At 53.9% G+C, this 24,103-nt stretch carries 22 protein-coding genes; 6 read left to right on the top strand and 16 right to left on the bottom strand.

All coding sequences use genetic code 11. From position 1 onward, the window contains the following. Nucleotides 1-24 precede the first annotated feature (24 nt). The 6 genes from ctaG to L6H70_RS19765 form a co-directional block, all read right to left on the bottom strand. A complete protein-coding gene (gene ctaG / locus L6H70_RS19790) occupies nt 25-945 on the bottom strand; it encodes a cytochrome c oxidase assembly factor CtaG (protein WP_236335782.1) in 921 nt (306 codons plus the stop codon). A 298-nt stretch (nt 946-1,243) separates the two neighbouring features. Then, complete coding sequence (locus L6H70_RS19785) at nt 1,244-1,567, bottom strand: cytochrome C oxidase subunit IV family protein (protein ID WP_206102929.1); 324 nt, start codon at nt 1,565-1,567, stop codon at nt 1,244-1,246. Between the two features lie 4 nt (nt 1,568-1,571). Then, nucleotides 1,572-2,198 (bottom strand): cytochrome (ubi)quinol oxidase subunit III, encoded by a 627-nt coding sequence (locus L6H70_RS19780; RefSeq protein ID WP_236335781.1) that lies wholly within the window; start codon nt 2,196-2,198, stop codon nt 1,572-1,574. Nucleotides 2,199-2,206: 8 nt separating this feature from the next. Further along, nucleotides 2,207-4,045 carry a cytochrome c oxidase subunit I gene (ctaD, locus tag L6H70_RS19775; protein WP_236335911.1) on the bottom strand — a complete coding sequence of 613 codons (1,839 nt, stop codon included), beginning with the start codon at nt 4,043-4,045 and terminating at the stop codon, nt 2,207-2,209. A 129-nt stretch (nt 4,046-4,174) separates the two neighbouring features. Next, on the bottom strand, nt 4,175-5,221 hold the full coding sequence (gene coxB / locus L6H70_RS19770) for a cytochrome c oxidase subunit II (RefSeq protein WP_236335780.1): 1,047 nt from the start codon (nt 5,219-5,221) through the stop codon (nt 4,175-4,177). Nucleotides 5,222-5,619: 398 nt separating this feature from the next. Next, nucleotides 5,620-5,808, bottom strand: a complete 189-nt coding sequence (locus L6H70_RS19765) for a hypothetical protein (protein WP_038585388.1) — start codon at nt 5,806-5,808, stop codon at nt 5,620-5,622. Nucleotides 5,809-6,264: 456 nt separating this feature from the next. On the opposite strand from L6H70_RS19765, the gene L6H70_RS19760 reads away from it, so the two are divergent. The 3 genes from L6H70_RS19760 to L6H70_RS19750 all read left to right on the top strand — a co-directional run bounded on the left by L6H70_RS19760 (nt 6,265) and on the right by L6H70_RS19750 (nt 9,025). Then, nucleotides 6,265-7,284: a serine hydrolase domain-containing protein gene (locus L6H70_RS19760; protein WP_236335779.1), complete on the top strand. Its 1,020-nt coding sequence runs from the start codon at nt 6,265-6,267 to the stop codon at nt 7,282-7,284. A 343-nt stretch (nt 7,285-7,627) separates the two neighbouring features. Continuing rightward, nucleotides 7,628-7,966 (top strand): DUF4870 domain-containing protein, encoded by a 339-nt coding sequence (locus tag L6H70_RS19755; RefSeq protein ID WP_236335777.1) that lies wholly within the window; start codon nt 7,628-7,630, stop codon nt 7,964-7,966. A 105-nt stretch (nt 7,967-8,071) separates the two neighbouring features. Continuing rightward, nucleotides 8,072-9,025 (top strand): diacylglycerol/lipid kinase family protein, encoded by a 954-nt coding sequence (locus L6H70_RS19750; RefSeq protein WP_236335776.1) that lies wholly within the window; start codon nt 8,072-8,074, stop codon nt 9,023-9,025. 373 nt (nt 9,026-9,398) lie between these two features. Here the strand turns inward: L6H70_RS19750 and L6H70_RS19745 are convergent, their stop codons facing one another. From L6H70_RS19745 to L6H70_RS19730, 4 genes are read right to left on the bottom strand one after another with little or no spacing between them, the layout of a single operon-like run. Further along, a complete protein-coding gene (locus L6H70_RS19745) occupies nt 9,399-9,992 on the bottom strand; it encodes a xanthine phosphoribosyltransferase (protein ID WP_236335775.1) in 594 nt (197 codons plus the stop codon). Nucleotides 9,993-10,044: 52 nt separating this feature from the next. Next, the gene (locus tag L6H70_RS19740) at nt 10,045-10,350 is read right to left on the bottom strand and encodes a hypothetical protein (protein WP_236335774.1); all 306 of its coding nucleotides are present in this window, start codon (nt 10,348-10,350) and stop codon (nt 10,045-10,047) included. Nucleotides 10,351-10,393: 43 nt separating this feature from the next. Next, nucleotides 10,394-11,218, bottom strand: a complete 825-nt coding sequence (locus L6H70_RS19735) for a TrmB family transcriptional regulator (RefSeq protein ID WP_236335773.1) — start codon at nt 11,216-11,218, stop codon at nt 10,394-10,396. A 58-nt stretch (nt 11,219-11,276) separates the two neighbouring features. Then, nucleotides 11,277-12,059 carry a zinc ribbon domain-containing protein gene (locus L6H70_RS19730; protein ID WP_236335772.1) on the bottom strand — a complete coding sequence of 261 codons (783 nt, stop codon included), beginning with the start codon at nt 12,057-12,059 and terminating at the stop codon, nt 11,277-11,279. 205 nt (nt 12,060-12,264) lie between these two features. Here L6H70_RS19730 and L6H70_RS19725 point away from each other — a divergent pair, with 205 nt between their 5' ends. Next, nucleotides 12,265-12,639 (top strand): hypothetical protein, encoded by a 375-nt coding sequence (locus tag L6H70_RS19725; protein WP_236335771.1) that lies wholly within the window; start codon nt 12,265-12,267, stop codon nt 12,637-12,639. A gap of 204 nt (nt 12,640-12,843) precedes the next feature. Continuing rightward, the gene (locus tag L6H70_RS19720) at nt 12,844-13,578 is read left to right on the top strand and encodes a GTP pyrophosphokinase (RefSeq protein ID WP_279306776.1); all 735 of its coding nucleotides are present in this window, start codon (nt 12,844-12,846) and stop codon (nt 13,576-13,578) included. Nucleotides 13,579-13,773: 195 nt separating this feature from the next. Here the strand turns inward: L6H70_RS19720 and L6H70_RS19715 are convergent, their stop codons facing one another. From L6H70_RS19715 to L6H70_RS19705, 3 genes are all read right to left on the bottom strand, one after another. Beyond that, the gene (locus L6H70_RS19715; protein ID WP_236335770.1) at nt 13,774-14,559 is read right to left on the bottom strand and encodes a hypothetical protein; all 786 of its coding nucleotides are present in this window, start codon (nt 14,557-14,559) and stop codon (nt 13,774-13,776) included. A 41-nt stretch (nt 14,560-14,600) separates the two neighbouring features. Continuing rightward, nucleotides 14,601-17,690 carry a DEAD/DEAH box helicase gene (locus L6H70_RS19710; protein WP_236335768.1) on the bottom strand — a complete coding sequence of 1,030 codons (3,090 nt, stop codon included), beginning with the start codon at nt 17,688-17,690 and terminating at the stop codon, nt 14,601-14,603. A 303-nt stretch (nt 17,691-17,993) separates the two neighbouring features. Next, nucleotides 17,994-20,441: a glycoside hydrolase family 31 protein gene (locus tag L6H70_RS19705; RefSeq protein ID WP_236335766.1), complete on the bottom strand. Its 2,448-nt coding sequence runs from the start codon at nt 20,439-20,441 to the stop codon at nt 17,994-17,996. Between the two features lie 198 nt (nt 20,442-20,639). On the opposite strand from L6H70_RS19705, the gene L6H70_RS19700 reads away from it, so the two are divergent. Further along, nucleotides 20,640-21,398: a TspO/MBR family protein gene (locus L6H70_RS19700; protein ID WP_236335764.1), complete on the top strand. Its 759-nt coding sequence runs from the start codon at nt 20,640-20,642 to the stop codon at nt 21,396-21,398. Nucleotides 21,399-21,567: 169 nt separating this feature from the next. Here L6H70_RS19700 and L6H70_RS19695 read toward each other — a convergent pair whose 3' ends face one another. The 3 genes from L6H70_RS19695 to L6H70_RS19685 all read right to left on the bottom strand — a co-directional run bounded on the left by L6H70_RS19695 (nt 21,568) and on the right by L6H70_RS19685 (nt 24,035). Continuing rightward, nucleotides 21,568-21,948, bottom strand: coding sequence for a RidA family protein (locus tag L6H70_RS19695; protein WP_236335763.1), 381 nt, complete (start codon nt 21,946-21,948; stop codon nt 21,568-21,570). 106 nt (nt 21,949-22,054) lie between these two features. Then, complete coding sequence (locus L6H70_RS19690; protein ID WP_236335761.1) at nt 22,055-22,717, bottom strand: oxidoreductase; 663 nt, start codon at nt 22,715-22,717, stop codon at nt 22,055-22,057. A 43-nt stretch (nt 22,718-22,760) separates the two neighbouring features. Continuing rightward, a complete protein-coding gene (locus L6H70_RS19685) occupies nt 22,761-24,035 on the bottom strand; it encodes an MFS transporter (RefSeq protein WP_236335760.1) in 1,275 nt (424 codons plus the stop codon). Nucleotides 24,036-24,103: the final 68 nt, after the last annotated feature.

Genomic DNA, 24,103 nt, shown 5'->3' with positions numbered 1-24,103 from the left:
TTATCCTCCTCGGTGCTCTACCTGCTATACCCGGGTCAAGAAACCATCCCCCAACTCGCCGGATGGCGCGGAAGTGTCCGCGTCGTCTTGCCTGTTCTCTTTTTTATACCAATGATAGAACACATAAGCAAGCATCGAGGCAAAAATAAATTCCTGAATGAACTTCATGGCGATGCCGCCCACCTGCTGATCCACCTTGGGCGACAGTCCGCCGAAGAACGCCGGTCCGCCGAAAGTCCGCAGCAGCGCGGCCGGATCACCGGATACACAGTACCCCATCGCCCGTGCCCAGGCACTCGGATCACTATAAGTTGCATAAAGCGGAGCCCCGGCAAAAATAATCAGCCCGCAGGCCGGAGTCAGCAGCACCATATTCAAAAAGATGAAGCCGATCTGGCCGAGGCTCCCGACCTTCCGGCGCTCCGGCAGCGGATTAATCAGCGTCCACCACATCAGCGCGGCTGTCAGGAACAGCACACCATAATACAGGCGGTGGACCGCAAAATGCAGCATCACATAATCATGAATCACCGGCAGATGATACAGCGAGAATAATCCGTTGAACAGCAGCGCCGCCACGACGGGATGGGCAAGGAAGGAGAGCCGCCGCAGCGAATTAACCTTCAGCAAGGTGCGCCAGCACCAGTCCGGGATGCCCAGCATCATCAGCGGAACCGCAATAAGATAGGATAAGGCCATGCTGACCATATGGAAGGAAAACAGGATATGCCCAAGCAGACTCACCGGTCCCCCCTGGGCCAGATAAAGCGCCAGCAGCCCGCCCATAAACAGCACTCTCTGCCGGACCGGAACTATAGCAGAACCGGGAAAACGCTGCGCCAGCGGACCGACCAGCAGCAGATACCCGGCGGCCAGCAGCAGCGTTGCTGCCAGTATCAGCGGGCTCCACAGGTCGGCAAAGCTAAAGTATTGTAATCCCAGCATCGTACAATTCCTCCCTTGTGCAGAGTTATTGGGTTGATCTAGATCTACAGGCAGTTAGTGTGATTACCTCCAACTAATTTGCTCCATTTTGGCCAAGTCACTGCTTTCCAGGAGAAGTAGGTGGAGTATTTCCACCTAATCTGCATTTTTGGGCAGAAACACGCCAATTAACTGGACAATTTCCCACTAGTTAAAGCGCTGAAGAAACGAAGCTGAATCCAGAAGCCATCCGGCCGCCCCACTCCCCGTAAATCAAAAAAGAGGCGACGGCTGCCGCCGGCCCCTTCTCATCGCCGCCTTAATCCCACCAGACCCAGTAAAGTGCCATCACGATACAGGTACCGGCGATAAAAAAGCCGCCCAGCATGAATATGATTGGCATCAGATGTCCCTTGTCCTTCAGATGCATCCAGAAGCCCATCTGCAAAAACACCTGCAGGACAGCCATGACCAGCAGCAGAATGACGGCAAAGGAAGCGTTGACGCCTCCCGCGGCTACCGCCGCGAACGCGATCAGGGTCAGCACGACGGAGAAAATAAACACTACGATATGCCGCTGAGGGCCCTCCTGCCGGTGGCGGTGCTTCACACTGCCCTCTTGCGGATGCTGTTCCGTTACCATGGCTTCAGCCCACCTTTCCAAGCAGGTATACAACGGTGAAGATAAACACCCACACCACATCGATAAAATGCCAGTACATTGCCGAGACATAAATTTTAGGCGCAGTTACCACCGTTAGCCCTTTGCGGACCAGCTGGCCGATCAGTACGGAGATCCAGAGTATCCCGAAGGCAACGTGTGCACCGTGGAAGCCGACCAGCGTATAGAAGGCCGAGCTGAACGCACTGGTGGTCATGCCGAATTTCTCATGTCTCACATATTCACTGAACTCGTAAATCTCCAGGCCGAGAAAGGCTGCACCCAGCACAACAGTAACGAGCAGCCAGGAGCGCAGCAGAGCCGGGCGGTTCCGGTGCATCGCCTGGATAGCGAACACACTGGTCAGACTGCTGACCAGGAGCAGGAACGTCGCGGCTGCCACCAGCGGCAGGTGGAACAGCTCATTCGCGGACGGGCCATCGTTCGTCTGATTGCGCAGTGCCAGGAATGTGGCGAACAGTGTACCGAAGAGTACAGCCTCCCCGCCGAGAAACAGCCAGAAGGCAAGCACCTTGTTGCGGCCTTCCAGTGTCGCTTTTTCCGGTTCGTGCGGCAGCGTTCCCTTCACTGCTTCAGCATGTGCGGTTGTCATTGGCTGATTCACCTTCCTTCCAGCTCTTCGGGCTCGATATGCCAGCCGTGATCGTCAAACAGCGAACGCATCAGCATCGATCCGAAGGTTATGAGAAGTCCAAGTCCGGTAACAATATAATTGTTAAAGAGAAAGCTTAAAGCGTCACTGCTGAATGTATCGCGGCTGAACATAAATCCAAGTCCGGCAATAAAAATCCCTACGGACATCAGGAACGGCAGGATCGTCGCCGACGGCATATGAATCGATCCGACAGGCTCAGATGGCGTCATGCCTTTGTGTCCGGCGGTTTTTTCCTTCCAGAAGGCATCGATACCGCGCACCAGCGGTGTCTGCTTGAAGTTATACTCCGGCGGCGGTGAGGGAATCGTCCATTCGAGCGTTCGTCCGTCTTCCCACGGATCATCCGCCGCATCGGCAGGCTTTCTGGAAGTGAGGAAGATATTCGTCAGGAAAAACAGCATTCCCACACCCATGAGCCCCGCGCCGATCGTACTAATCAGATTCAAGAGATCAAATTGTTGGTTAGGCAGATACGTGAACACGCGGCGCTGCATACCCATCAGACCAAGGAAGTGCTGCACGAAGAAGGTCATATGGAACCCGATAATAAAGGTCCAGAAGGTCCATTTGCCCAGGCCCTCGTCCAGCATCCGTCCGAACATTTTCGGCCACCAGTAATGCAGCCCGGCGAACAGGCCGAGCACCAGACCGCCGACAATGACATAGTGAAAATGAGCGACGACGAAATAAGTGTCATGAAACTGGAAATCAGCAGGAGCCGAAGCCAGCATGACCCCTGTTACCCCGCCCATCGTGAAGGTAGGGATGAAGCCTACTGCAAACAGATTCGGGGTGGTGAAGCGCACCTGTCCGCCCCACATCGTAAACAACCAGTTGAAGATTTTGATCCCGGTCGGAACGGCAATCAGCATCGTAGACACGGAGAATAGCGCGTTTGCTACCGGGCCGAGGCCGGTGGTAAACATATGATGCGCCCAGACCATGAAGCCCAGGAAGGCAATCAGAATCGTGGCGAAGACCATTGAGCTGTAGCCGAATAATCTTTTGCGCGCAAAGGTCGGAATGACTTCAGAAATAATGCCGAAAGCCGGCAGAATGAGAATATAGACTTCGGGATGGCCGAAGATCCAGAAAATATGCTGCCAGAGCACCGGATTGCCTCCCGCGCCAACCTCGAAGAAATTCGCTCCGAGTATCCGGTCAAAGGTAAGCAGTACAAGTCCTACGGTAATGGCGGGAAAAGCAAATAGGATAATAGCGGAAGTGATAAAAGTGGTCCAGGCAAACATCGGCATCCGCATATAGGACATCCCCGGTGCACGCATCGTGATGATGGTCGCCAGAAAGTTAATGCCGCCGATCAGTGTGCCGAGTCCGGCAATCTGTAGGCCTATCGTATAGAAATCCACCCCGTGAGTGGCGCTGTAGGTTGAAGTAGATAGCGGGGTATATGATGTCCAGCCGGCATCGGGCGCACCGCCCATGATCCAGCTGAGATTGAGCAGAAGGCCGCCGAACAGAAAGGTCCAGAAGCCGAGCGCATTCAGAAAAGGGAAGGCAACGTCGCGTGCGCCGATCTGCAGCGGAATAACCGCATTCATCAGTGCGAAGATTACGGGCATGACCCCGAGAAAAATCATCGTTGTACCGTGCATCGTGATTAATTCATTGAACGTCTGGGCATCCAGAAAGGTATTCATCGGCTTAATCAGCTGGATGCGGATCAGAATAGCCTCAAGCCCGCCGATCCCGAAAAACAAACCTCCGGCCCACAGGTACAGAATCGCGATTTTTTTATGATCGACGGTGGTGATCCAGTCCATTAGCCCCGTATGGCGTTTGACGCTGTGACCCGCCTCAGGCGGCCGGGCGTGATTCAAAGATTGCGCTGTTTGAGCCAAGGTTCCTACCCCCTTTTCAAATATGCTGCTTCCGCTTGTCGCTGCAGGCTTTTAGTCCAGCGTGTAACCGGCCAGATACTCTGCGATTCCGTCAATCTCTTCATCGGTCAATCCGAGATCCTTCTTCGGATCCGGCATTCTATTGCCGGGCTTGACGCTTTGCGGATCATGCAGCCAGGTTTTGAGATTATCCAGAATTGGGGCTCCGTCTACACCCGTATCGTCATTCAGCAGAATGCCCGCTACCGACTCACGTGAGCCGAGCCCGGTCAGGTTGGGACCCATCGCAACACCCTGGTCCCCAACGGCATGGCAGGTCAGGCAGGCAGATCTGAATTTCTTGGCAAGCTCCGGATCTTCCGGCAGGACAGCCGGGGACTTCATCGAAGCCAGCCACTGCTCAAACTCGGCATCGCTGACCGATTTCACCTTGAATTCCATGAATCCGTGGGACGGCCCGCACAGCTCCGCGCATTTGCCGCGGTAAACGCCTTCATTTGGCGCACTGAAGCTGAAACGGTTAATCGTGCCGTCAGGGTTGGTATCCATTTTTCCCGCGAGGGAGGGTACCCAGAACGAATGCAGTACATCCGCAGTACTCAGCTCAAAAGCAATATCCTTACCGGCTGGGATCACCAGATCCTGCGCCGTCTTCACGCCATAATCGGTATACTCGAACTCCCACCAGTACTGGTGGCCGGTTACTTTAACCTTAATCGCATTTTTATCATCCGAGTGATCATTCCCGGCAGCAAATACCGCTTTGACCGTAGGAACGGCAAGTACAACCACCAGGATCAGCGGAATGACTGTCCAGAGCACTTCCAGCTTGAAATTACCCTCTACCTGCTCGGGAATCTCGCGCTGCCCCGGTTTTCTGCGGAAACGGATAAGCACATAAGCCGCAATGGAAAAGACGATCAGCAGTACGACAATCATGATGGTGATCGCCAGCTTCATCAAATCGAACGAGCTTTCGGCTGCAGGTCCCTGCGGTCTGAGTACCGACAGGTCCTCCCGTCCGCATCCGGCAAGAATGAGTCCAAGTGTTGCGGTCAAGGGAAGAAGCCGCTTTCCAGCCTGCCACGTTTTCATCATAGATCAACCCCGCTTTTCCCGATTTCGTAGAGTAGAGTATTTTCCTGTCAATTATAACAATCACTATTAATATAAGTTTAAGGGGGTGTTTTGTCAATCGTTCACAACAAGTTCACAAAGTCTTTTTTGTTGATCAGAAGGCTTGTCATTACAGTATTTAATAGCGCTTACAAAAATTTTGCAAACAGTCCCTTTCCATAGTAAAACGCATACATATGTAATTATGTCTATTAATTCATTTGACTAATTAGAAAGCCTTTGAACCATTTTTCAAAAAAAAGTAAGCAAAAAAAACCGCATCCAGAGGCAGCGTTTCACCCGGGTACGGTTTATGAGAATCCTCATGGATGTAATTACAACTTTACTGCCGTCAAAATCAGAACACTATCCTGTGTGTATCAGGAGACGGATGAGTTGATTCTTCCCAGCTCATGCTCCACGACCATGGTCAGCTCTTCTTCATAGCCTCCCGTGATCCGATACTTCCGGACGTACTCCTTTACAAATTTCTTGGGATCTTTGGGCCGGAAAATGCGTGTCATTTCCCGTAGACTTTCCTTGACTTCGTTATGACCTTTGCTTGCCATGATCAGTTCCCTCCCAAAACATTGAAAATGAATGCTCCGTTGTAGAGAATGCATGATGAAAAGTCCGCCGTACCTTCGAAATGCAAGTTCAGAAACCGTAACACATACGTGGCTTGCATTATCCGCCTAGACTATCATTCCAGAGTTCTGGAGGTCCGCCTTGCCGGTGAAGCAGGTTCGTCGTGATTTGGGCTGAGAGTAAGACGCCTTGAGGCAGGACATCTTGACACTTTACTTACCCGAAGAGCCACTAGCTGAATCACTCCTTTCGGGCCTTATCGTTATATTGTATCATATTCAAGGCCAAGTTCCACCTTTCCTTGTAAAATATGCGTATGGATTTTTTAAAAAATTTATGTCTTCCACAGCAGGGGAGAGGGCAAACTTATGGTTAAAATACACTATCAGCACATCCAAAATCCTTTAAATAGACACTAACGCAGGAAGGAGAACGTTATGGATAACCGGCTATCCCTGCTAAGCACGCCTTATAGCGCGGCCCCCCCAGTACCGCAGACTGACCCGGAGGATACCGGAACCGGCAGCAGGCAGCTGGAGCAGGCTGACAAGGAAATCACCAAAGCATTTCCTAAGATGCATAGTATGCTTGTCGTACGCCACGGGAAACTGATATTTGAACGGTATTACGGAAATCATCATGCGGGAATGCTGAATGATCTGCGCTCTGCCACCAAAAGCTTCGTCTCCATGCTCACTGGCATTGCCATCGGCAGAGGAGAAATCCCGGGAACCGATGTCCAAGTCCTGGATACGCTGCGTAAATATCTTGCGGCTCCCCCTGCACCACAGCTGGAACAGCTTACACTTCATCATCTGCTGACCATGACCTCGGGCTTCCGCTGGATTACTGGCAATAAGCTTGGTGAGCCGCTTGTCCGGAATCTGCAGCGCAGCCGCCGCTGGGTGTCCTATATTCTAAGTTTACCCATAGATGCCGAAAATATCGGCTGTTTCCAATACCGCAGCAGCGATTCGCATCTCCTCTCCGTCATGCTCAGCGAATTCACCGGACAGGATGCGTTCACCTATGCCAGGCAGCATCTGTTTGAGCCGCTGGACATTAGCCATACTGCATGGCTGCCCAGCCCGGAGGGCCACAGCATGGGACACATCGGACTATATCTCACATCACGTGATCTCGCCAAAATCGCCATCTGCCTCCTGGACGGCGGCAAGCACGGAGGACGGCAGCTCATCCCGCAGAATTGGCTGGAAGCGGCCTTCACGGCACAGGCTGCCGGCTATCCAGCTTACGGGGATTACGGCTATCAGTTCTGGAACGGACGCATGAGCGGTGAACCCTACCGGCTCGCCCACGGCCACGGGGGCCAGCAGATCTGGCTGCTGCCGGACCTTGATGCCGCTGTCATTTTCACCGCAGAAAGTGCAGTAAACCGGTGGAAGAATCCGCGCAGACTGATTGAGCAGTATGTCATTCCGGCAATGAAACCCTAAAACCGGTTACATACTTTGTACGGGCAAATCATAGGCTCCTATATAGATTCAACTTGTGATTTTCTATTTCGGGTTAGGTCGTGACTACAGAGAATGTTTGGACTTTCGGCCGCTGTTGTCTACAGATTTCTTGATTATCCCCACTGCTCGTAGTAAAAATCTGTAGACAAAGGCGGTCGCTATCGCTCCTACAGTTCCAAACTTCTCTTTCGCCACTCCCCCCTTAATCCCTATTTCCCAGGTTTAATCTATATAGTGAAGAAGGAGCAGGGCAACTTATCTGGCTAACGATGTTATAGCCAGGCTCCCCCCTTCTTCTCCAAGTACAAGGAGAGTGAGCGCTATGTCCCCTTTCAAATCTTCTACAGGACTACCCGAAAATATTGCCGCTTGCGTATGCTACTTCTTCCCTTTTATCGGCGGGATCGTGTTTCTTGCTCTGGAGAAACGCAGCCGCTTCGTGCTCTTTCATGCACTGCAGTCGCTGATAACGTTCGGCCTGCTGATGATCATTCATGTGATGAGCGGATTCATTCCCCTGCTCGGTGCGCTGATCGGTGCTATTCTCTCGTTATGCAGCTTCGCCATCTGGCTGCTCATGATTTATCACACCTTGGGCGGAAGATGGTATAAGCTTCCCTGGGCGGGAGATCTGGCAGAAAGCCAGCTCCGCCATCTGTGATTGCGCACACCTGCGGAGATCCATGTTTTTGAGATTCCCTTTTGCCTGTCTACTCCGTACAATGGAATCAGGACATACAGGAATCTACAGGCTGGAGGAACATCCATGTATTTATTGATCATAAATCCCGCTTCCGGCGGCGGTGCGGGACAGCGGACCTGGCAGACGGTGGAGGGCCTGCTGAAGTCGCGCGGCATCGCTCATGAGGCTCTGTTCACCCGGAGCCTGGAGCAGGCGGAGGCGCAGGTGCTTCATGCCCTGGCCCGCCGTGAGGACTGGCGCGCCGCGATCGTTATCGGCGGCGACGGTACGATCCACAGCGTCCTCGGTGCGCTGCGGCGCAGAGGCGTCCCGCTGGCGGTCATCCCCGCCGGCTCGGGCAATGACACGGCCCGCGGCTTCGGCATCCCGCTGACGATCGAGGCCGCGCTAGACGCCGCGCTGCAGGACCGCTGCCTGGAAGCGGATCTGCTCAGCGGCAGCGGCGGGCTAACCCTGACCGCTGTCGCCAGCGGCTTCGATGCCCAGGTGGCCGTGAACGTGAACAACAGCCGCTACAAGCGGCTGTGCAACGCCATCGGTGCAGGGCAGCTGGCCTATATCATCGGCATCCTGCATACGCTGCTGACCTTCAAGCCCTGCCGCGTCAGCGTCACCCTGGACGGCAAAGAGCAGGCCTTCGAGCAAGCCTGGCTCGTCTCGGTGTGCAACCTGCCAAGCTATGGCGGCGGGCTGCTGATCTGCCCGCAGGCGGAGGCCGGTGACGGCCTGCTCGACGTCTGCGTCGTCCACGGGTGCAGCCGCGGGCAGGTGCTGCGGCTGTTCCCGACGCTGCTGAAGGGCACGCATGTGGCGCTGCCCTTCGTGTCCATGCTGCGCGGACGCAGCGTAGCCGTCCACTTCGCGCAGCCCCGCCACGCCATCGGCGACGGCGAGCCGCTGGGCACGGCGCCGCTGGCGGTGCGCTGCGAGCCGGGCGCGCTGCGCGTGCTGACACCGCTGGCCGCCGCGGCGCAGGTCGGAGCCGCTGAAGCCGGCTCCTGCCAGGCGAGCGGCTGATCCGGCCTCCTCATGGCGGCAAGATATTCTCCATGGAAATCTGCTGCACTTAGTACAATCACAAGCAGCAATCCAGCAGCTCAAAGGTCATTCTATTGCAGGTTGTACAGTAGATTTGCCATAACATCTACTTTTGACTGCTATTTTCCTGATTCTAATGCATGAAATGCAATAGAATTCAATTTTCAGCCCGGACATGCGTATTCTGCTGCATAAAGTGCAATAGACATTCATGCCGCTCCATGGCAGCCGCACCAGATAAATAAATAAGCCCAAGGAGGAACTCCAGCAACGGCTGATGTTCCCTCCTTGGGCTTTTAACTAACTATGTGTACACTTTTTAGATTAGAGGGCTTCCCGAGCTGTATAAAACTCAGCCCGCCTGCTCTCCCTCTTCCTCCACAAACGAAATACGCCCATCCTCCAGCGAAGCGATGCGCACCAGCGATTCTACACGGTAGCCCGCTTCCTTCAGCAGCCGGTTGCCCGGCTGGAAGGCTTTTTCGATCACGATGCCGATGCCGATGACTGTGCCGCCTGCCTGCTCGACAATCCGGGCCAATCCGAACGCCGCTTCCCCGTTTGCGAGAAAATCATCCACAATCAGCACACGTTCGCCGGGGGCGATAAACTTTTTGGAAACAGTAATATCATTGCTTTCTTTTTTCGTAAAAGAATAGACGGTCTCCACGTAAATATCCTCCGTCAGCGTCAGGGACTTCTGCTTGCGGGCAAAAATCAGCGGAACCTCAAGCTCCAGCGCCGTCATAATCCCGGGAGCGATCCCGGAGGATTCAATGGTCAGCACCTTGGTCACTTCTTCTCCGGCAAAGCGGCGGGTAAATTCGCGGCCGACCTCACGCATCAGAAAAGGGTCCATCTGGTGATTCAGAAAAGAATCCACCTTGAGCACACCTTGACCGAGAACAATACCTTCATTAATGACCTTCTGTCTCAATAATTCCATTCGTGCTCCCTCTTTTCTCCTCAGATTCAAATGGACCCTGGCGTCCCTTCTTTTACAGTCCGGTTGGCTTCTGCGGAAGCAGATTACCAACAATAGACTTCAGATCATGATCCTCTTTGCTGCCTGCCTTGCCCCCGTCATAGCCTGTAATCCGGATTTCCGAATACTTCTCGCCCGGATTCACCGGCTTGAAGATCAGCTTCTCACGGTCTTCCAGCCGCACATCGAATTTCATATCCTTGAACATGTCGATCAGCTCTTTTTCCCCCGGGGTTTGACCTTCCTCCAGAAACAGCAGACCCCGCAGTGACTTGGAGCCTTCGGGATGCTGCACATCAAAATGAACAATACATTCCACGCTTTTCACCTCCCAGCTTAGTGTCGTCTGCGCCCGCCCGGAGCTATTCTGCCTGATCCTTCCCGGGCTCATCCGTATCCTTATCATGCATCACATATTTGCTGTAAATGCGGCTGTAACGCTCACCATAGCGTTTGGTCAGCTCAGGTCCCATATCTTCTTCCAGCTCGAACAGCACCATTTCCTGTGAGAAGTGGTTCAGGAGCAGCTCAATCAGCACCTCATGCTCGGTCACTACCGCCTGAGCCGTACCGTCCTCATAACGCATGCCCAGCATGCACCAGCTCCGGTCAATGACGAACGAGAATTTCCGCCCTCCGCCCCTGCGCGGCTTCCCGCCGAGCGGCGGCCAGACCGGATACGGAGCCGGAGCCGCATTGCCACCGTCAAAGGCCCACAGCAGCTTCACTCCGCGCAGCTCCGCCTGTTCCAGCTCATTGCGCAGCAGGGAGGCTTCCTCCCGCCACACATCCACCACAATTTCCTTCTCGGCCAAATTCAGCTGGCGGATCAGCGCCCCCAGCATGTTACGGTCACCCTCGATATTATAGAACGAAGGGCTGACCGGACCACCGCGCGGCATTTCGCTCTCCATATAGGCCAGTGAAGCCTGTACCCGGCCGGAGATCATGGTCGCCAGCTCTTCCGGATCCAGCACGCTGTAACGTGCAGGCTCTCCTTCTCCGCATCTTACATATCCTTGCTGCGTCAGACGCTGAAGCGCCGCGTATACATTTGATCTTGATACTCCTAGCTGCTTTGCCACTTCGTAGCCCGAAGCCTCGCCTTTGGTAGCCAGCTCGACCATAATTTTGGATTCCATTTCCGTGAATCCCAAATTGCGCAGATGCAGCAGCAACTGTTCCATCTATGTTGTCCTCCTAATACGCTACAAGCTTTAATCGGTAAATCTAAGTATTCTGTTGCTAAATTTGTTCTGAACCGCAGCGCGGGCACCACATCGAGCCTTTAGGCAGGTCCGCCCGGCAAATTTGGCATTTGACGATGTCCCGGACGGTTCCTTCGCTGACTGCAGCCGCTTCCTCCGAGTGCTCACCGGCCTTCCAATCCCGGATGCGGCGGTCCAGCTCAAGCTGTCTTTCCCGCTCCCGCTCCAGCTCGTCAGCTTCCCGGCGCCCCCGCTCACTGTCATGGATCTGGCCGGCATACCCCGCCTCAAGCTCCTCGTCGTCATGCAGCACTTCGGTGTACACGGTCCGGTGCTCTGGCCGCTGTTCTGTTCTCAGTGCTAATTCTTTTTCTTCCTCAGTCAGTTCATCTTCACCATAGTATTGATCTTCCTCATCTTCATGAATCGTACGGATCGTTACGGCCGGCGCTTCTTTTTTGGGAGCCGGGGCCTCGAGCCTATGTCCGCATTTCGGACAGAAGTTCGCATCCAGCGCGACCACATTGCCGCATACGCACAGCCGCTCATTTTTGAGCTCAGCGATCTTGAAGCGAAGTTCATCAATCTGCTCCTGGTGTTTTAGACAGAGCTTAGACAGCTCCACCATTTTCCCTTCAGCCACCGAGAGATCCCTCGCACGGTACCCGTCATAGAAAAGCTTCCCCATTTTCATAAATTCAAGTTCCATCTCGCGTTCAATATCGGAAATATGCCCGTTCAGCTTACCTATTTCCACCGAGCTTTGCGCTTTTTCACTCACCCGGCTGGCACCGTCTTTAATGCGTTGCAGAATATTCATTGTATTTCCTCCTTCTCCAGAGTGAGAATAGGGCTGATAATTAGCCAAAAAAGATCAGATGAACCCTTACCGCTTCGCGCATTACCGGAAACGTGCTTCTATCATACCAAAAGTCTCGAATAGATTCATTATTTGTCGTTCTGTGTAAATTAGTAAACATAACCCGCACGCGAACCTTACCGAAACAAAGAGGGAGGGATTCACTTTGCCGGACGGACCCAAAACAAGTTATTTCGTTTCTGTGAATCACGGAATTATCCGGGATGTACCCGGTGACTCCAACGAATTTGAGGTGCTGTTGTCCAAGGATGAGCTGACAGTGCTTCAAGATCTGCTTCAGAATCTGGGACAAGAAGATAATTATGCCTTCCGCCGCGCTGCCGTGCCCTATAAATCCGCCGATCATGATGATGCTGCCGAACAGTTTGATGATGGAACCATCCGGCTATACAGGTATCTGCACCGCGTTGGAAGTGCTAAGACACAGCAAACCATTGAGCAGCTGGGTGTGCTGTCTAAACTGGAAAATACAGGGTATGAGGACAAAGGATATGGTGATGGATCACCTACGAACAAATAATTACGCCGGATAATCATTCTTTATGTGTGCTAATACGCCGTTGTGGAAAGAATGTTTCCGCTTTTTTGGTGCGGGCTGTTTCAAGTGCTAATTCGTCCGGTTCTTTCGGCAACCCGCTTGGGATGCCGTATGTTATTTTGCTTCCAGGGCCTAAAATCGGTTAAACTGGAATAGTCACAAATAATGAAACCCGGGAGAGTCTCAGTGAAAGAAGACGATAGTACACAAGTTACACTGAATCAGCTGCAGGTGCATGTCAAGGATCTGCAGACGTGGCAGAACAGTGAGGATTTCGCCAGACAGGTTGAGGATTTCAAGACCCTGCCGGCACTTTACCGCCATGCTTTGAATGAGCTTGAGAACAAAATTGATGTGATCAAAACGGAATGGCAGGTGCGCGACGGCTACTGTCCGATCGAGCATATCAAGTCACGGATTAAGGAACCCAAGAGCATCCTGAAAAAGATGCAACGCAAAGGGCATGAGTTCACCCTGGAGAATATGGAGCTGCACATTCATGATATCGCCGGCATGCGGATTGTCTGCGCCTTTGTAAAGGACATCTACCGGCTGGTAGATCATTTGTGTGTCCGCGAGGATATCAGGGTACTGGAGATCAAAGATTACATCGCCCAGCCTAAACCGAACGGTTATCAGAGTCTTCATGTCATTATAGCCATCCCGCTCGTACTGCTTGATGGAACCCGGTGGGTGAAGGCAGAGATTCAGCTGCGCACACTCGCCATGGATTTCTGGGCCAGTATGGAGCATATCCTCTACTATAAATTCGACAAGCAGCTGCCTCCGCATGTGGCCGAGGAGCTGAAAGAAGCGGCGCGTGCCGCAGACGAGCTGGATCAGAAGATGCTCCGCCTGCGCAGCGAAATTCTTGAGCTATCCGGAGGAAGCCGCCCCGCAGACAGTCCCGCCGGAGAATAGTCCCGTCCCTGCGGGGATAGCAGAACGGAAGTCAAACAAGGCAGTGCCGGAGCAGCTATGCTGCTTAAGGCACTGCCTTGCTGCATTTATTCCATTATTGCTGCTTCACCGCTGGTTCTTCTGCCGTGGTCCATAGGTATTCTTATAAAAAAGATCCGTATCCCTTTAGAGATACGGACCTGTGTACAATTAACGTTACAGCTTACCCAGCCCCGCCGCCCGGCGGGCGGCGGATTCTGCCACATGCCGCATGATCAGAGTAAGCCCTTCGCTTGCCCTGGGCGTATTCGGCAATAATGACTCCCAGTTCTCAGTCACTTTTGCCACGACCGGCGAGGCAGGAAAAGGACGGGAGGCAATCTCATGAAACAAAGGCCCCGGCTGGTGTAGCGAGCCTTCGGCTGCCGCCTCTGCCAGCCATTCCCCGGTGGGTACAGCAGGGCCTTTCCGCTCCAGCCGGGCAAGCTCTGCCGCAAGTACACCACCCGGTGCCGTGCGGCCCTCATCCTGAGGGGCTGTTTCCTCCTCAGTCCAGAGAGCAAATACAGCGCCCAACAGCTCCTCCTTGCTCATTCCGCGCAGCAGAAACATCAGCAGCGGCTCCTCAGCAAGCCGCTTCTTAACCCAGCCCAGGAGCCCCCCCGGCTGCTGTGCTTCGGGGTTCCTGCCGTCACCCGCCGGATCCAGTTCAGCCGGCAACAGCTGAAGCCCGGCCACGCCGCCAGTCACTTTGCCTTGCAGGAGTTCATAGAGTTCACCCGGATGTCCGGCAAGCTGCTGCAGCACTTCCTCTTTCCGTTCAGCAGACCACTGCGGAACTTCCAAAGAGAGAACCGGCTTTACCGCTTGCTCCTGAATGGCGGCCGCTGCGCCGCCGGATCTTGTCCCCGGTGCTTCCGCTGCTTGGAGCAGCCCCTGCATCTCCAGCACTTTTATAACGCCCGGCTCGATGACTAGCCGCAGTTCCGGCTGTTCACTCATGGATAATCCTCCTTTTACTGAACCCTCTGTATCACCTTTATTTACATCCAGTCCTGGCCTTGAAGCTCAATAAGCTCCTGCAGCTCATGGTTGGACATTTCTGTCAGCCAATTCTCCCCGGAACCGACAACCTGCTCGGAGAGGTTTTTCTTGCGTTCGATCAGTTCATCAATCCGTTCCTCCAGCGTGCCTTGGCAAATCAGCTTATGCACCTGAACATTCTTGTGCTGCCCGATACGGAAAGCCCTGTCGGTCGCCTGATTCTCTACGGCCGGATTCCACCAGCGGTCATAATGCACCACATGATTGGCCCGTGTCAGGTTCAGCCCGACACCACCCGCTTTAAGCGAGAGCACGAAGAATGCCGGACCCTCGCCTTCCTGGAACTCATGAACCATCTCATCGCGCTCCCGTTTGGGAATGCCGCCATGAAGGAACAGCGGCGCTTTGCCGTATCTTTTGGCCAATCTGCTGACGAGCAGCTCACCCATCGCCACATACTGGGTGAAGATGAGCGCAGACTCCCCAAGTTCGGCGATGCTGTCCAGCACCTCGAACATCACTTCCATTTTGCCGGATTGTTCGCTGCGCAGGCCCCGCCCTTCTTCCTTACGGAACAGCTGCGGGTGGTCACAGATTTGCTTCAGCTTGGTCAGAGATGACAGGACCAGCCCGCGGCGGGCCATGCCGGAACGTTCGCCGATCACCCCAAGCATTTCGTCGACTACGCCCTGGTACAGTGCCGCCTGTGTCTCCGTCAGCGGACAATAGGATTTCAGCTCCAGCTTCTCCGGCAGATCCTTAGAAATATCCGGATCACTCTTGAGCCGCCGGAGCAGGAATGGCGAAACCAGGCGGTGCAGCTCCTGCAGCCGCTCCCCGCCTTCACCGGAAACATACCGCTGGCGGAAAGAGTGATACGATCCCAGATAGCCCGGATTGAGAAAGTGAAAAATGGACCACAGCTCACCGAGCCGGTTCTCCACCGGGGTGCCCGTCATGGCAATCCGGTGCGGAGCCGACAGCTTCATCACGCTCTGCGCCTGCTTCGTGCGGTGATTCTTAATATACTGGGCTTCATCCAGAACGACCGTAGACCAGCGCACCCCCGCCAGATCTTCACTATCCCGGCCGGCTAAGTGATAGGTAGTCAGCACGATCTCATGACTGGCGGCAAGCTCTATGAATCCTTCACCCCGTACCCGTCTTCCCCCGTGATGAATATGCACACTCAGCGACGGCGCAAAGCGCTGCAGCTCACGCTGCCAGTTCCCGAGCAGTGAGGTCGGACACAGAATCAGCACCGGCTCCCGCTTCCCTTCAGGCGGGGCTGTTAAAGCCCGGTCCAGCAGGCAGGTAATGACCTGAATAGTCTTCCCAAGCCCCATATCGTCAGCCAGGCATACACCAAAGCCCAGTCCGCTGAGTGCAGCCAGCCATTGAAACCCCCGCTCCTGATAAGGCCGCAATGTCCCATGCAGGCTAGGCGGCACTGTGCGTACCGGAAGACTGCGCAGAATATCACCGTGCATAAGTGAGGACAGCAGCCCGTACGTTTCCATGCCTGTAACGGACATGCCTTTCCAGAGCCGTTCTTCCCCATCCTCGGCCTCCAGACGCATCCAGTCCGCTGCCGACATTTCTCCGCTTTCATGGCGTTTCATATATCTAAGCACCTGGCGGATCTCCTTGGGATCCACTTCGATCCACTCTCCACGGAAGCGCACGAACGGCACTCCCGCCTCCACCAGGGCATTCAACTCTTCTTCAGTGATTGGATTGTCGCCAAGCGAGGCTTCGATACGGAAGGAGATCAGCTCCTCCATACCCAGCGACGGTTGTGCAGGGCCGTCCATTGTGCCTTGAGGGGGCTGCATCTTCATTCTCATCCCGATCCGCCGCCGCCCTTCACGGCTCCAGCGTGAGGGCATCTGTATGGTGATGCCCCACTCACGCAGCTGCTGCACGCTCTCCTTCAGGAAGAAGTAGAGGCGCTCCGGCTCAAGTGTGGCGCCCGTCGGGGCCGGAACAGTCAGCGCACGCTGAATGTCCGGCGATATTCTTGCCGCCCGCCCCAGCGCAGCCAGCAGCTGCTGCTGGATATTGCGGTACCGCTTGCCCCACAAGGTGAACTCGCGCTCGGGACTGCTCCAGATTGCCGCAGCCGGGAGCCAGACTTCCCCTTCCTCCCGGCTTTCTGCCCAGAAGCTCAAGTGCCACAGCTCGCTCTCCTCTGCAGGCGGCTCCAAACGCAGTCCCAGACTAAGCTGCCCGGTATGCTCCTCCTCTGCCTCGGCATGCGGCACTTCGCTCCCTGCGGTCCCGTTTACCGCTGAGAGCAGTTCAGTCACCTCAGCGGGCGTCCCCTGAACCGGAATATCCCTGCTGCCTGTAAGCAGACTGTTCCACCACAGCTCTGTCAGGGGCGAGTATCCGCGGCGGTAATTCGCCTTATAGGGGCCGAGCTCACTTTCTATCCCCGCAACAATTTTTTTGATTTCCGCAGTCATTACTGCCTGCAAAAAGGAATACAGCACATAGCCGCCGGCATCTTCACGCGAAGACATATCACCCTCCTCGGCAACATGAGTCCCGAGCGCCAGCACTGGCATGGAGGCTGCCATCTGCAGAAAATACTCCTTGTCCGCCTCATTCCGGAAAGCAGGGGACCAGCAGGCGGAAGCTGCCTGCTCTCCGCCGCGGCGGCGGGAACCCATAGGGCGTGGCGGCATTGCACCAGGCACAATCCCGCCTGTGCCCATCAGCTCCAGCGCAAACCTGGCCGCAGCCGCCCAGTAGCGCAGTTCACCGCCTGCTTCCACTCCCTGGGCACGGCATACCTCTTCATCCCAGGCCAGCAGCAGCTCAAACGCATCCTTCGGCGTGAGGGCAAGCCCTTCAAGCGTACGCCCAGGCAATCCGCGCCGCGCCGTCCTCCCTTCCGTCGGAGCGGCAACCGGATATTTCACTTCTGCCAGCCGCAGCGCAGCACCCGCAAAAGGACGCCCTCCTCCCCGGAACTCCAGCTTCTTGATCACGCGTGTCCATGCGTCGACCTTAGGTTCTGAGGTTTCACCGGAGAAGCAAAATAAAACATCCCCTAACCATATTGCATACAGATGCTTAATCATTGGTGATCTCCTGTCTTTAAGCAAACAGAAAGAGCCAGCCCGTTCCATTTGGGGGACCGTATCCTTCTCCGCGAGAAATATATTTTGAACCGGAACAAATTCTTCATCCCTTCATCTTATACGAAAAAGCCGCGATTTAAAAACGTTTCTGCATTTTTTCTGTAATTTTATGTAGAAGTAGCAGTTAATCCTGCCTTCTAGCGGCGCTGTATAGGGATGATTTGATAATTTGGTAAAATCAGTAATTACTTTTCAAGAAAAAAGCCGCCCGCTAAGGGCAGCCCATTCCTCCTTGCTCACAGGTTATTCTGCCGCTCTGATCCGCAGTCCCCCGCCGCTCCGTTCATCCGGGGTCTGAATAATAATCGCTCCGTTCTTACCGTTGCGTGTCCAGCCCTTCCGGCCTTGCTCCAGCTCTTCGAGACTGATCTCGGGCAGACCGTCTACAGCATCAGCCTTGAAAAAAGGATAGCACAGGGCAAACCGCAGCATTTCCCGCACCGGCTTATAGGCATCGGCTGTATAGGACCAGTTGAGCAGCAGCCCGTCTCCTGTCCCTTCAGCCTGGACGATAAGCTGCGAATACTCACCCCTGCGGTAGCCAAAGCTGTGTCCGTCATCCTCATACAAGTTGAACAAGGCAGAGAACTCTTCCCCTTGCTCCGCACCATACAAGTGGAAGGTAACCGTCTCCTGCACTTCCTCCAGCGCATACTGCTTCAGCGGACCTTCAGCCACAAAGGTGCCCGCCTTCACATACATCGGCATGATGTGCAGCGGTGCTGCCGCAAGGATATGACGCCCGCCCTCATGAATCTCTCCATCCCAGTAATCCAGCCAGCAGCCTTCCGGCAAATATACCGAGCGGTGATCCGTATCCGGACGGTAGACGGGGGCAATCAGCACGTTCTCACCGAGCAGGAACTGGTCACACAGATTGGTTACACGCGGATCACGCGGGTACTCCAGAATTAGCGGGCGGATTACCGGCAGGCCGCTGATTTCCGCTTCACGAAACAAATTATAGATATGCGGCATCCAGCGGTACCGCAGGCCGATGAACTCGCGGAGAATGCCCTCCACTTCCTCGCCGAAGGACCACGGCTCCTGGCGCAGCGTACCTATAGAGGAATGGTTGCGGCAGTACGGGAAAAAGACTCCCATCTGTGTCCAGCGCACCAGCAGCTGTGCTGAGGTATGATGGGCGAAGCCGCCGATATCCGGACCGGCAAAAGCCAGCCCGGACAGACCCATATTAAGCACCATCGGAATGGCCATCGCCATATGCTCCCAGAAGCTGCGGTTGTCCCCGGTCCACACAGCCGCATACCGCTGGATGCCTGCATAACCCGCTCTGGTCAGCACAAAAGGACGTTCACCCGCCATATGCTCTACCAGCCCCTCATAGGTCGCCTTGGACATCATCATCCCGTACAAATTATGGTATTCCTCATGAGTCACCGGACGCCCGTTGTTAAAATGCATGACATCAAGATCCATCGTTTTGGATTCATTGAATACCGCCGGTTCATTCATATCATTCCAGATCCCCTGAATACCAAGGTCAGTGTAATATTTATGCAGATCCCCCCACCATTCGGCCGTCCGGCTGTCGCTGAAATCCGGGAATGCGCTGATGCCCGGCCAGACCTCACCGAAGAAGATGTCACCTTCCAGCCTGCGGCAGAAATGCTTATTCAGCACCCCTTCCTTATATACCTCGTATTTGGGGTCTTTTTTGACACCGGGATCTACAATCGGCACGATGCGCACCCCAATCTCGCCAAGCTCGGCAATCATCTTCTCCGGCTCCGGGAAGTTTACAGGATCGAAGGTGAATACCCGGTACTCGTCCATATAATGAATATCCAGATAAATCACATCGCAGGGAATATTCTTGTCGCGGAAGGTCCGGGCCAGCTGCAGCACCTCCTGCTGATTCATATAGCTGTAACGCGACTGATGATAACCGATCGCCCATTTGGGCGGAAGCGCAATCCGTCCGGTCAGTGTGGTGTATCTTTTGACCACATCCTTCATCTCTGGCCCGTTAATAAAATAAATATCATAAGCCCCCGTGGAGCAGCCAATCGTGAAGGCAACCCCGTGTGAGCGCATATCAAAATCACTCCGTCCGGTATTGTCCAGAAACAATCCGTAGGTAAGCTCGCCGTGCATATGAATAATCAGCGGAATGGATTCGTACAGTGCTTCAATTTCAGGCAGGTGCGGCGCAAAAACATCCGTATTCCAGTTGGTATAATGCTCCCCGCGCTTATCCAGAAAGCTGGATTTTTCCCCCAGACCATAAAAATGCGAGTCCGGCTGCATGTCATACTCCGCATGGCTGGCGCCGCGCGGATTCCAGCTCGTCATATTTTGCTGCATAATAACTTTGCCGTCCCTATTCTCTACCCGGAGCAGGAAAGTCGTTTTTTCAATGACCACTGTAATGACACCCGTCGTAAAAATCAGCTGCTCCTCCGTCTCCTCAACCGGGAATAAATGGGGAATGCAGCGTTCGGCCAGCACCGCCTCAGTTGTCGTCAGATCCGGCACCTCGCCCCGGAAGACCTTCATCCGGAACATATCATCACTTAAAAATACAAACACCATTCCCCCGCATTCCCCGCGGACAATGTAGATGTTCTCTGAACGTTCCCAGGACACGATTCTTCCCGGGGTATTCCATGTCTCCGTCATCACCAGAGGCCCCATCTTTTCAGGGCGTATTGCTTCACTGCTCTCCATCTTCGCTTTCCCCTCCTGCCATCATCTTTCTTGCATTAAATACATATTACCCCGACTTGCTTGACGGCTATCCGCCAACTTCATGACCTGCAAGTCATTTTTTTACTAAAGATAGTCTTAATTGCCGGCAAAGCGGGTATATTCTATTAGGTCAAGCCCGTCACGTCTTCACTATAAAGCTTAGGGAGTGAATTGATTATGCTGCGAAACAATCCTTATAAGTGGTGGAACCTGCTGTTTTTCCTGGGTGTCATCATAGTCAACACATTGTCTGTAGTTCTGCCGCTGGGGGGCAACAGCACCGGTGAAATCTCTGACAAGTACCATACCTACCTCACACCGGCAGGCTATGCGTTCTCCATCTGGTCGGTTATTTATCTTCTGCTGGCCGGGTTCGTTATTTATCAGTTCCGCCCAAATACCGGGTCGCGGGACTCCGTTCAATCTATCGGTATCTGGTTCGTGCTGAATTGCATCTTTAATATGAGCTGGCTGTTTCTCTGGCATTATTTATACATCGAGCTTTCGCTGGTCGCTATGGTTCTGATTTTGGTCTCGCTGATCGTGATCTACCGGAAGACCCGAGCTATTGATCACCCGACTACTGGTGAACAATGGCTGATCCGACTGCCCTTCAGCATTTATCTCGGCTGGATTTCTGTTGCAACCATCGTCAATGTCAGTGTCGTGCTAGAGAAAAATAATTGGGACGGCTTTGGCCTGAGCGATCCTGCCTGGGCTGTGATTATGCTCTGTGTGGGCACCTTACTCGCAGTAATTGTCAGTTTCCCTCATCGTGATCCTATCTATCCGCTGGTTTTCGTATGGGCGTTCATCGCCATTGCTCTTGAGCAGCGGGAGACCAGCAGCATATTCGTAACCGGAGCGGTCACGGCGGGCCTACTGCTGCTCTATAGCCTATGGCTGCTGCTCACACCGCACCGCCGGAGATACTAACGATCCCTGCGGATAGACAGGCATGTATGAATAGAGGCCGCCCGTTCATGATTGCTCATGGACTGAAGGCAGCCTCTTTGACGATTTGTTTTCCACAAAAAAAATCCCCCGACGTCCCTGTTCACACAGAGTCATTGAGGGATATTGCCATAAGGATTATAAGGACCGTTTATTTCTTGCGTGCGACCGCTTCAATTTCCACCAGTCCGTCTTTAGGCAGCCGAGCCACCTCTACTGCACTGCGGGCCGGATAAGGCTCAGTGAAGAATGTGCTGTACACTTCATTAACAGCAGCAAAATCATTCATGTCCTTCAAATAGACTGTGGTCTTCACGACCTGGTCCATCGAAGCGCCGGCTTCCTCAAGGATAGCCTTTACATTGTTAAGTGACTGCCGGGCCTGTTCCTGCACCCCTTCTGCCAATTCTCCGGTTTCCGGGTTCAGACCCAGCTGTCCAGAGGTGTACACCCAATTGCCGGCTGCAATAGCCTGACTGTAGGGCCCGATTGCTCCTGGCGCCTGGGTGGTTGCTATCTGCTTTTTACTCATAATAAGCTCCTCCTAAGGTGTACACGACATCCATGTCATTATGTACAGATGATTTATGTCCCATTGTACGTCCTTGACTCGGTATATTGCAAACCGCACATACGCTTTACCGGCTGCCGATTACATGGATAACCTCGTTCGTGTAGATATGTACCCCGCCCGTATTGGCAAGGGCAATATTCACCATCGCTTTTGCTACCTTATCCCCCGGAATCGCCCGGTACCGGGCCAGCTTACCGACCATCGCGAAATCCAGAGCCTTCATGATAACGGCAGCCACTTGTTCTCCGAGCCTGTGTTCAGCCCGCTCCCCCAGCAGCAGCGACGGCCGAAAGATGTGCAGGCCATGAAAACCGACGGCTGTCAGCCCGTCCTCAGTCCGCCCTTTGGTTCGGCTATAGAAGTTGCGCGATTTGGAACTTGCACCCATAGAGGAGACCACCAAAAACTGCTTCACACCGGAAGCTTTGGCTATCGTGGCAGCTTCAAGGGGGTATTCCAGATCGACCCGCTCAAATTGTTTCTGCGAACCGGCTTTCTTAATCGTTGTGCCCAGGCAGCAGAAGACGGCATTCACCCCGGCGAATTGGTCTTTATATTGCCCTAGCTGCTCCCAGTCCATATGGATCTGCTTCAGCTTGGGATGGTTCAGCTCGAGCGGACGGCGGACGAGCACGCGCACCTCATCCCATTCACCGGTAAGCAATTCCCGGGTAACCGCCTTGCCTATAAGTCCTGTAGCTCCAAGCACTACCGCTACCCTTGTCATTTAGACCTCTCCCTTTGCGTTGCCATATGCCCTGGCTTCATCTCTATTCATCCCTGAGAATCCGGCGGCCAAGCAGCAGCGCCAGCGCAAGCATCAGTAATCCGACGACTACCTGCATCCCGTAGATTTGCGTCCACTCCGGCCAGCGGATAATCCATTCGTAAATCTTGCCCCCGATCAGCGGACCGAAAAAAGCTGCCAGCCCGGTGAGCGCCGCATACATCGCCATGTACATCGGCCGCTCCTTCTTGGGGGTGTCCCCGATAATAAAATTGAACGCCAGCTGATTGAATCCCCCTACGCCCAGGCCAAACATAATATGCGCCGCAAACAGGACTGGCAGCACCGGCAATATGGACAGCATTCCCCACATCAGTGAGGATAGCGCGATAATCGGCAGTGTCCAGAGCAGCAGCCGTTTGTTGCTGTATCTGGCATTCAGATTGCCCCAGACGTAGAAGCTGGCCATCATAAAGATCGTCTGCGACACATTCAGCAGCGATAAAGTCTGATAGTTAATATGCATAAGCTGCAGCATGACATAGGAATAGAGCGGAACGGTAAGGTTCTGCAGCAGCAGCCAGGCGGCAAGAAACAATGTTGATTTCATAAACAGCTTATCGTGAAGCGGTTTCTTAAACATCGGCAGAAATTCTTTTTCCTCCGACTTCTCAAACGGAACATCCGGATAAAAGCAGAACACAATAATGTTAGAGACTGAGAAGATCCATACAACGATATACAAAATCAGAAATCCGTGCCCGCCCGGATACCGGTCCAGCACAACACCTCCGCCGTACATCACGAGACTTCCCAACGCGTTCAGAAATGTATTGCGGATGCCGAAATAACGGCCTCTTACACGTGCAGGAACCAGGTCGCTAATAACCGAGGTCCATAGCATACCTCCCGCCGTATTGGCAATGAACGCAATAGTATACATAATGATAAAAGCTGTAACCCAGTGTTCCTTGGGAAAGACAAAAGGCACAAGCCCAGTCGCCGCCCAGAGCACTCTATGCAGGCCAATAAAAGTCACCATCGCCCATTTGCGGCTTGGCAGCTTTTGGATCAGAAAAGCAACACCAATCTGCGCTACGTTGACCAGCGTGGTAAGCGCCAGTACAAACCCTATCTGGCTGGAACTCGCCCCCAAATATAGCAGAAATCCAGTTAAAAACTGCCCTTGCAGCAGCACCTGGAAAATAGTCGATGGTATCCCTTCAAACGTTGCGACTCTAAGATTGTTGCGGTGAACCGAAGCTTTGCGGACACGTTTGGGACGAATACCCGGCAGCCTGTTTCTCATGATGTTCATGGGGGTGATAACACTCCTTTGATGCGGCATTGGCTCCATTCTACTCAGCATCACCCTGCTGTCAATAC

The organism is Paenibacillus auburnensis (assembly GCF_927798115.1).
Classification (GTDB): domain Bacteria; phylum Bacillota; class Bacilli; order Paenibacillales; family Paenibacillaceae; genus Paenibacillus_AQ; species Paenibacillus_AQ auburnensis.
Note: the sequence above shows the minus strand (reverse complement) of the source record. Positions and strands in the feature narration are given on the sequence as shown.

Excerpts from the sequence above, each read along its gene's own strand:
- ctaG (WP_236335782.1), bottom strand. The coding sequence starts at position 945 with ATGCTGGGATTACAATACTTTAGCTTTGCCGACCTGTGGAGCCCGCTG.
- L6H70_RS19785 (WP_206102929.1), bottom strand. The coding sequence starts at position 1,567 with ATGGTAACGGAACAGCATCCGCAAGAGGGCAGTGTGAAGCACCGCCAC.
- L6H70_RS19780 (WP_236335781.1), bottom strand. The coding sequence starts at position 2,198 with ATGACAACCGCACATGCTGAAGCAGTGAAGGGAACGCTGCCGCACGAA.
- ctaD (WP_236335911.1), bottom strand. The coding sequence starts at position 4,045 with ATGGACTGGATCACCACCGTCGATCATAAAAAAATCGCGATTCTGTAC.
- coxB (WP_236335780.1), bottom strand. The coding sequence starts at position 5,221 with ATGATGAAAACGTGGCAGGCTGGAAAGCGGCTTCTTCCCTTGACCGCA.
- L6H70_RS19765 (WP_038585388.1), bottom strand. The coding sequence starts at position 5,808 with ATGGCAAGCAAAGGTCATAACGAAGTCAAGGAAAGTCTACGGGAAATG.
- L6H70_RS19760 (WP_236335779.1), top strand. The coding sequence starts at position 6,265 with ATGGATAACCGGCTATCCCTGCTAAGCACGCCTTATAGCGCGGCCCCC.
- L6H70_RS19755 (WP_236335777.1), top strand. The coding sequence starts at position 7,628 with ATGTCCCCTTTCAAATCTTCTACAGGACTACCCGAAAATATTGCCGCT.
- L6H70_RS19750 (WP_236335776.1), top strand. The coding sequence starts at position 8,072 with ATGTATTTATTGATCATAAATCCCGCTTCCGGCGGCGGTGCGGGACAG.
- L6H70_RS19745 (WP_236335775.1), bottom strand. The coding sequence starts at position 9,992 with ATGGAATTATTGAGACAGAAGGTCATTAATGAAGGTATTGTTCTCGGT.
- L6H70_RS19735 (WP_236335773.1), bottom strand. The coding sequence starts at position 11,218 with ATGGAACAGTTGCTGCTGCATCTGCGCAATTTGGGATTCACGGAAATG.
- L6H70_RS19730 (WP_236335772.1), bottom strand. The coding sequence starts at position 12,059 with ATGAATATTCTGCAACGCATTAAAGACGGTGCCAGCCGGGTGAGTGAA.
- L6H70_RS19715 (WP_236335770.1), bottom strand. The coding sequence starts at position 14,559 with ATGAGTGAACAGCCGGAACTGCGGCTAGTCATCGAGCCGGGCGTTATA.
- L6H70_RS19710 (WP_236335768.1), bottom strand. The coding sequence starts at position 17,690 with ATGATTAAGCATCTGTATGCAATATGGTTAGGGGATGTTTTATTTTGC.
- L6H70_RS19705 (WP_236335766.1), bottom strand. The coding sequence starts at position 20,441 with ATGGAGAGCAGTGAAGCAATACGCCCTGAAAAGATGGGGCCTCTGGTG.
- L6H70_RS19700 (WP_236335764.1), top strand. The coding sequence starts at position 20,640 with ATGCTGCGAAACAATCCTTATAAGTGGTGGAACCTGCTGTTTTTCCTG.
- L6H70_RS19695 (WP_236335763.1), bottom strand. The coding sequence starts at position 21,948 with ATGAGTAAAAAGCAGATAGCAACCACCCAGGCGCCAGGAGCAATCGGG.
- L6H70_RS19690 (WP_236335761.1), bottom strand. The coding sequence starts at position 22,717 with ATGACAAGGGTAGCGGTAGTGCTTGGAGCTACAGGACTTATAGGCAAG.
- L6H70_RS19685 (WP_236335760.1), bottom strand. The coding sequence starts at position 24,035 with ATGAACATCATGAGAAACAGGCTGCCGGGTATTCGTCCCAAACGTGTC.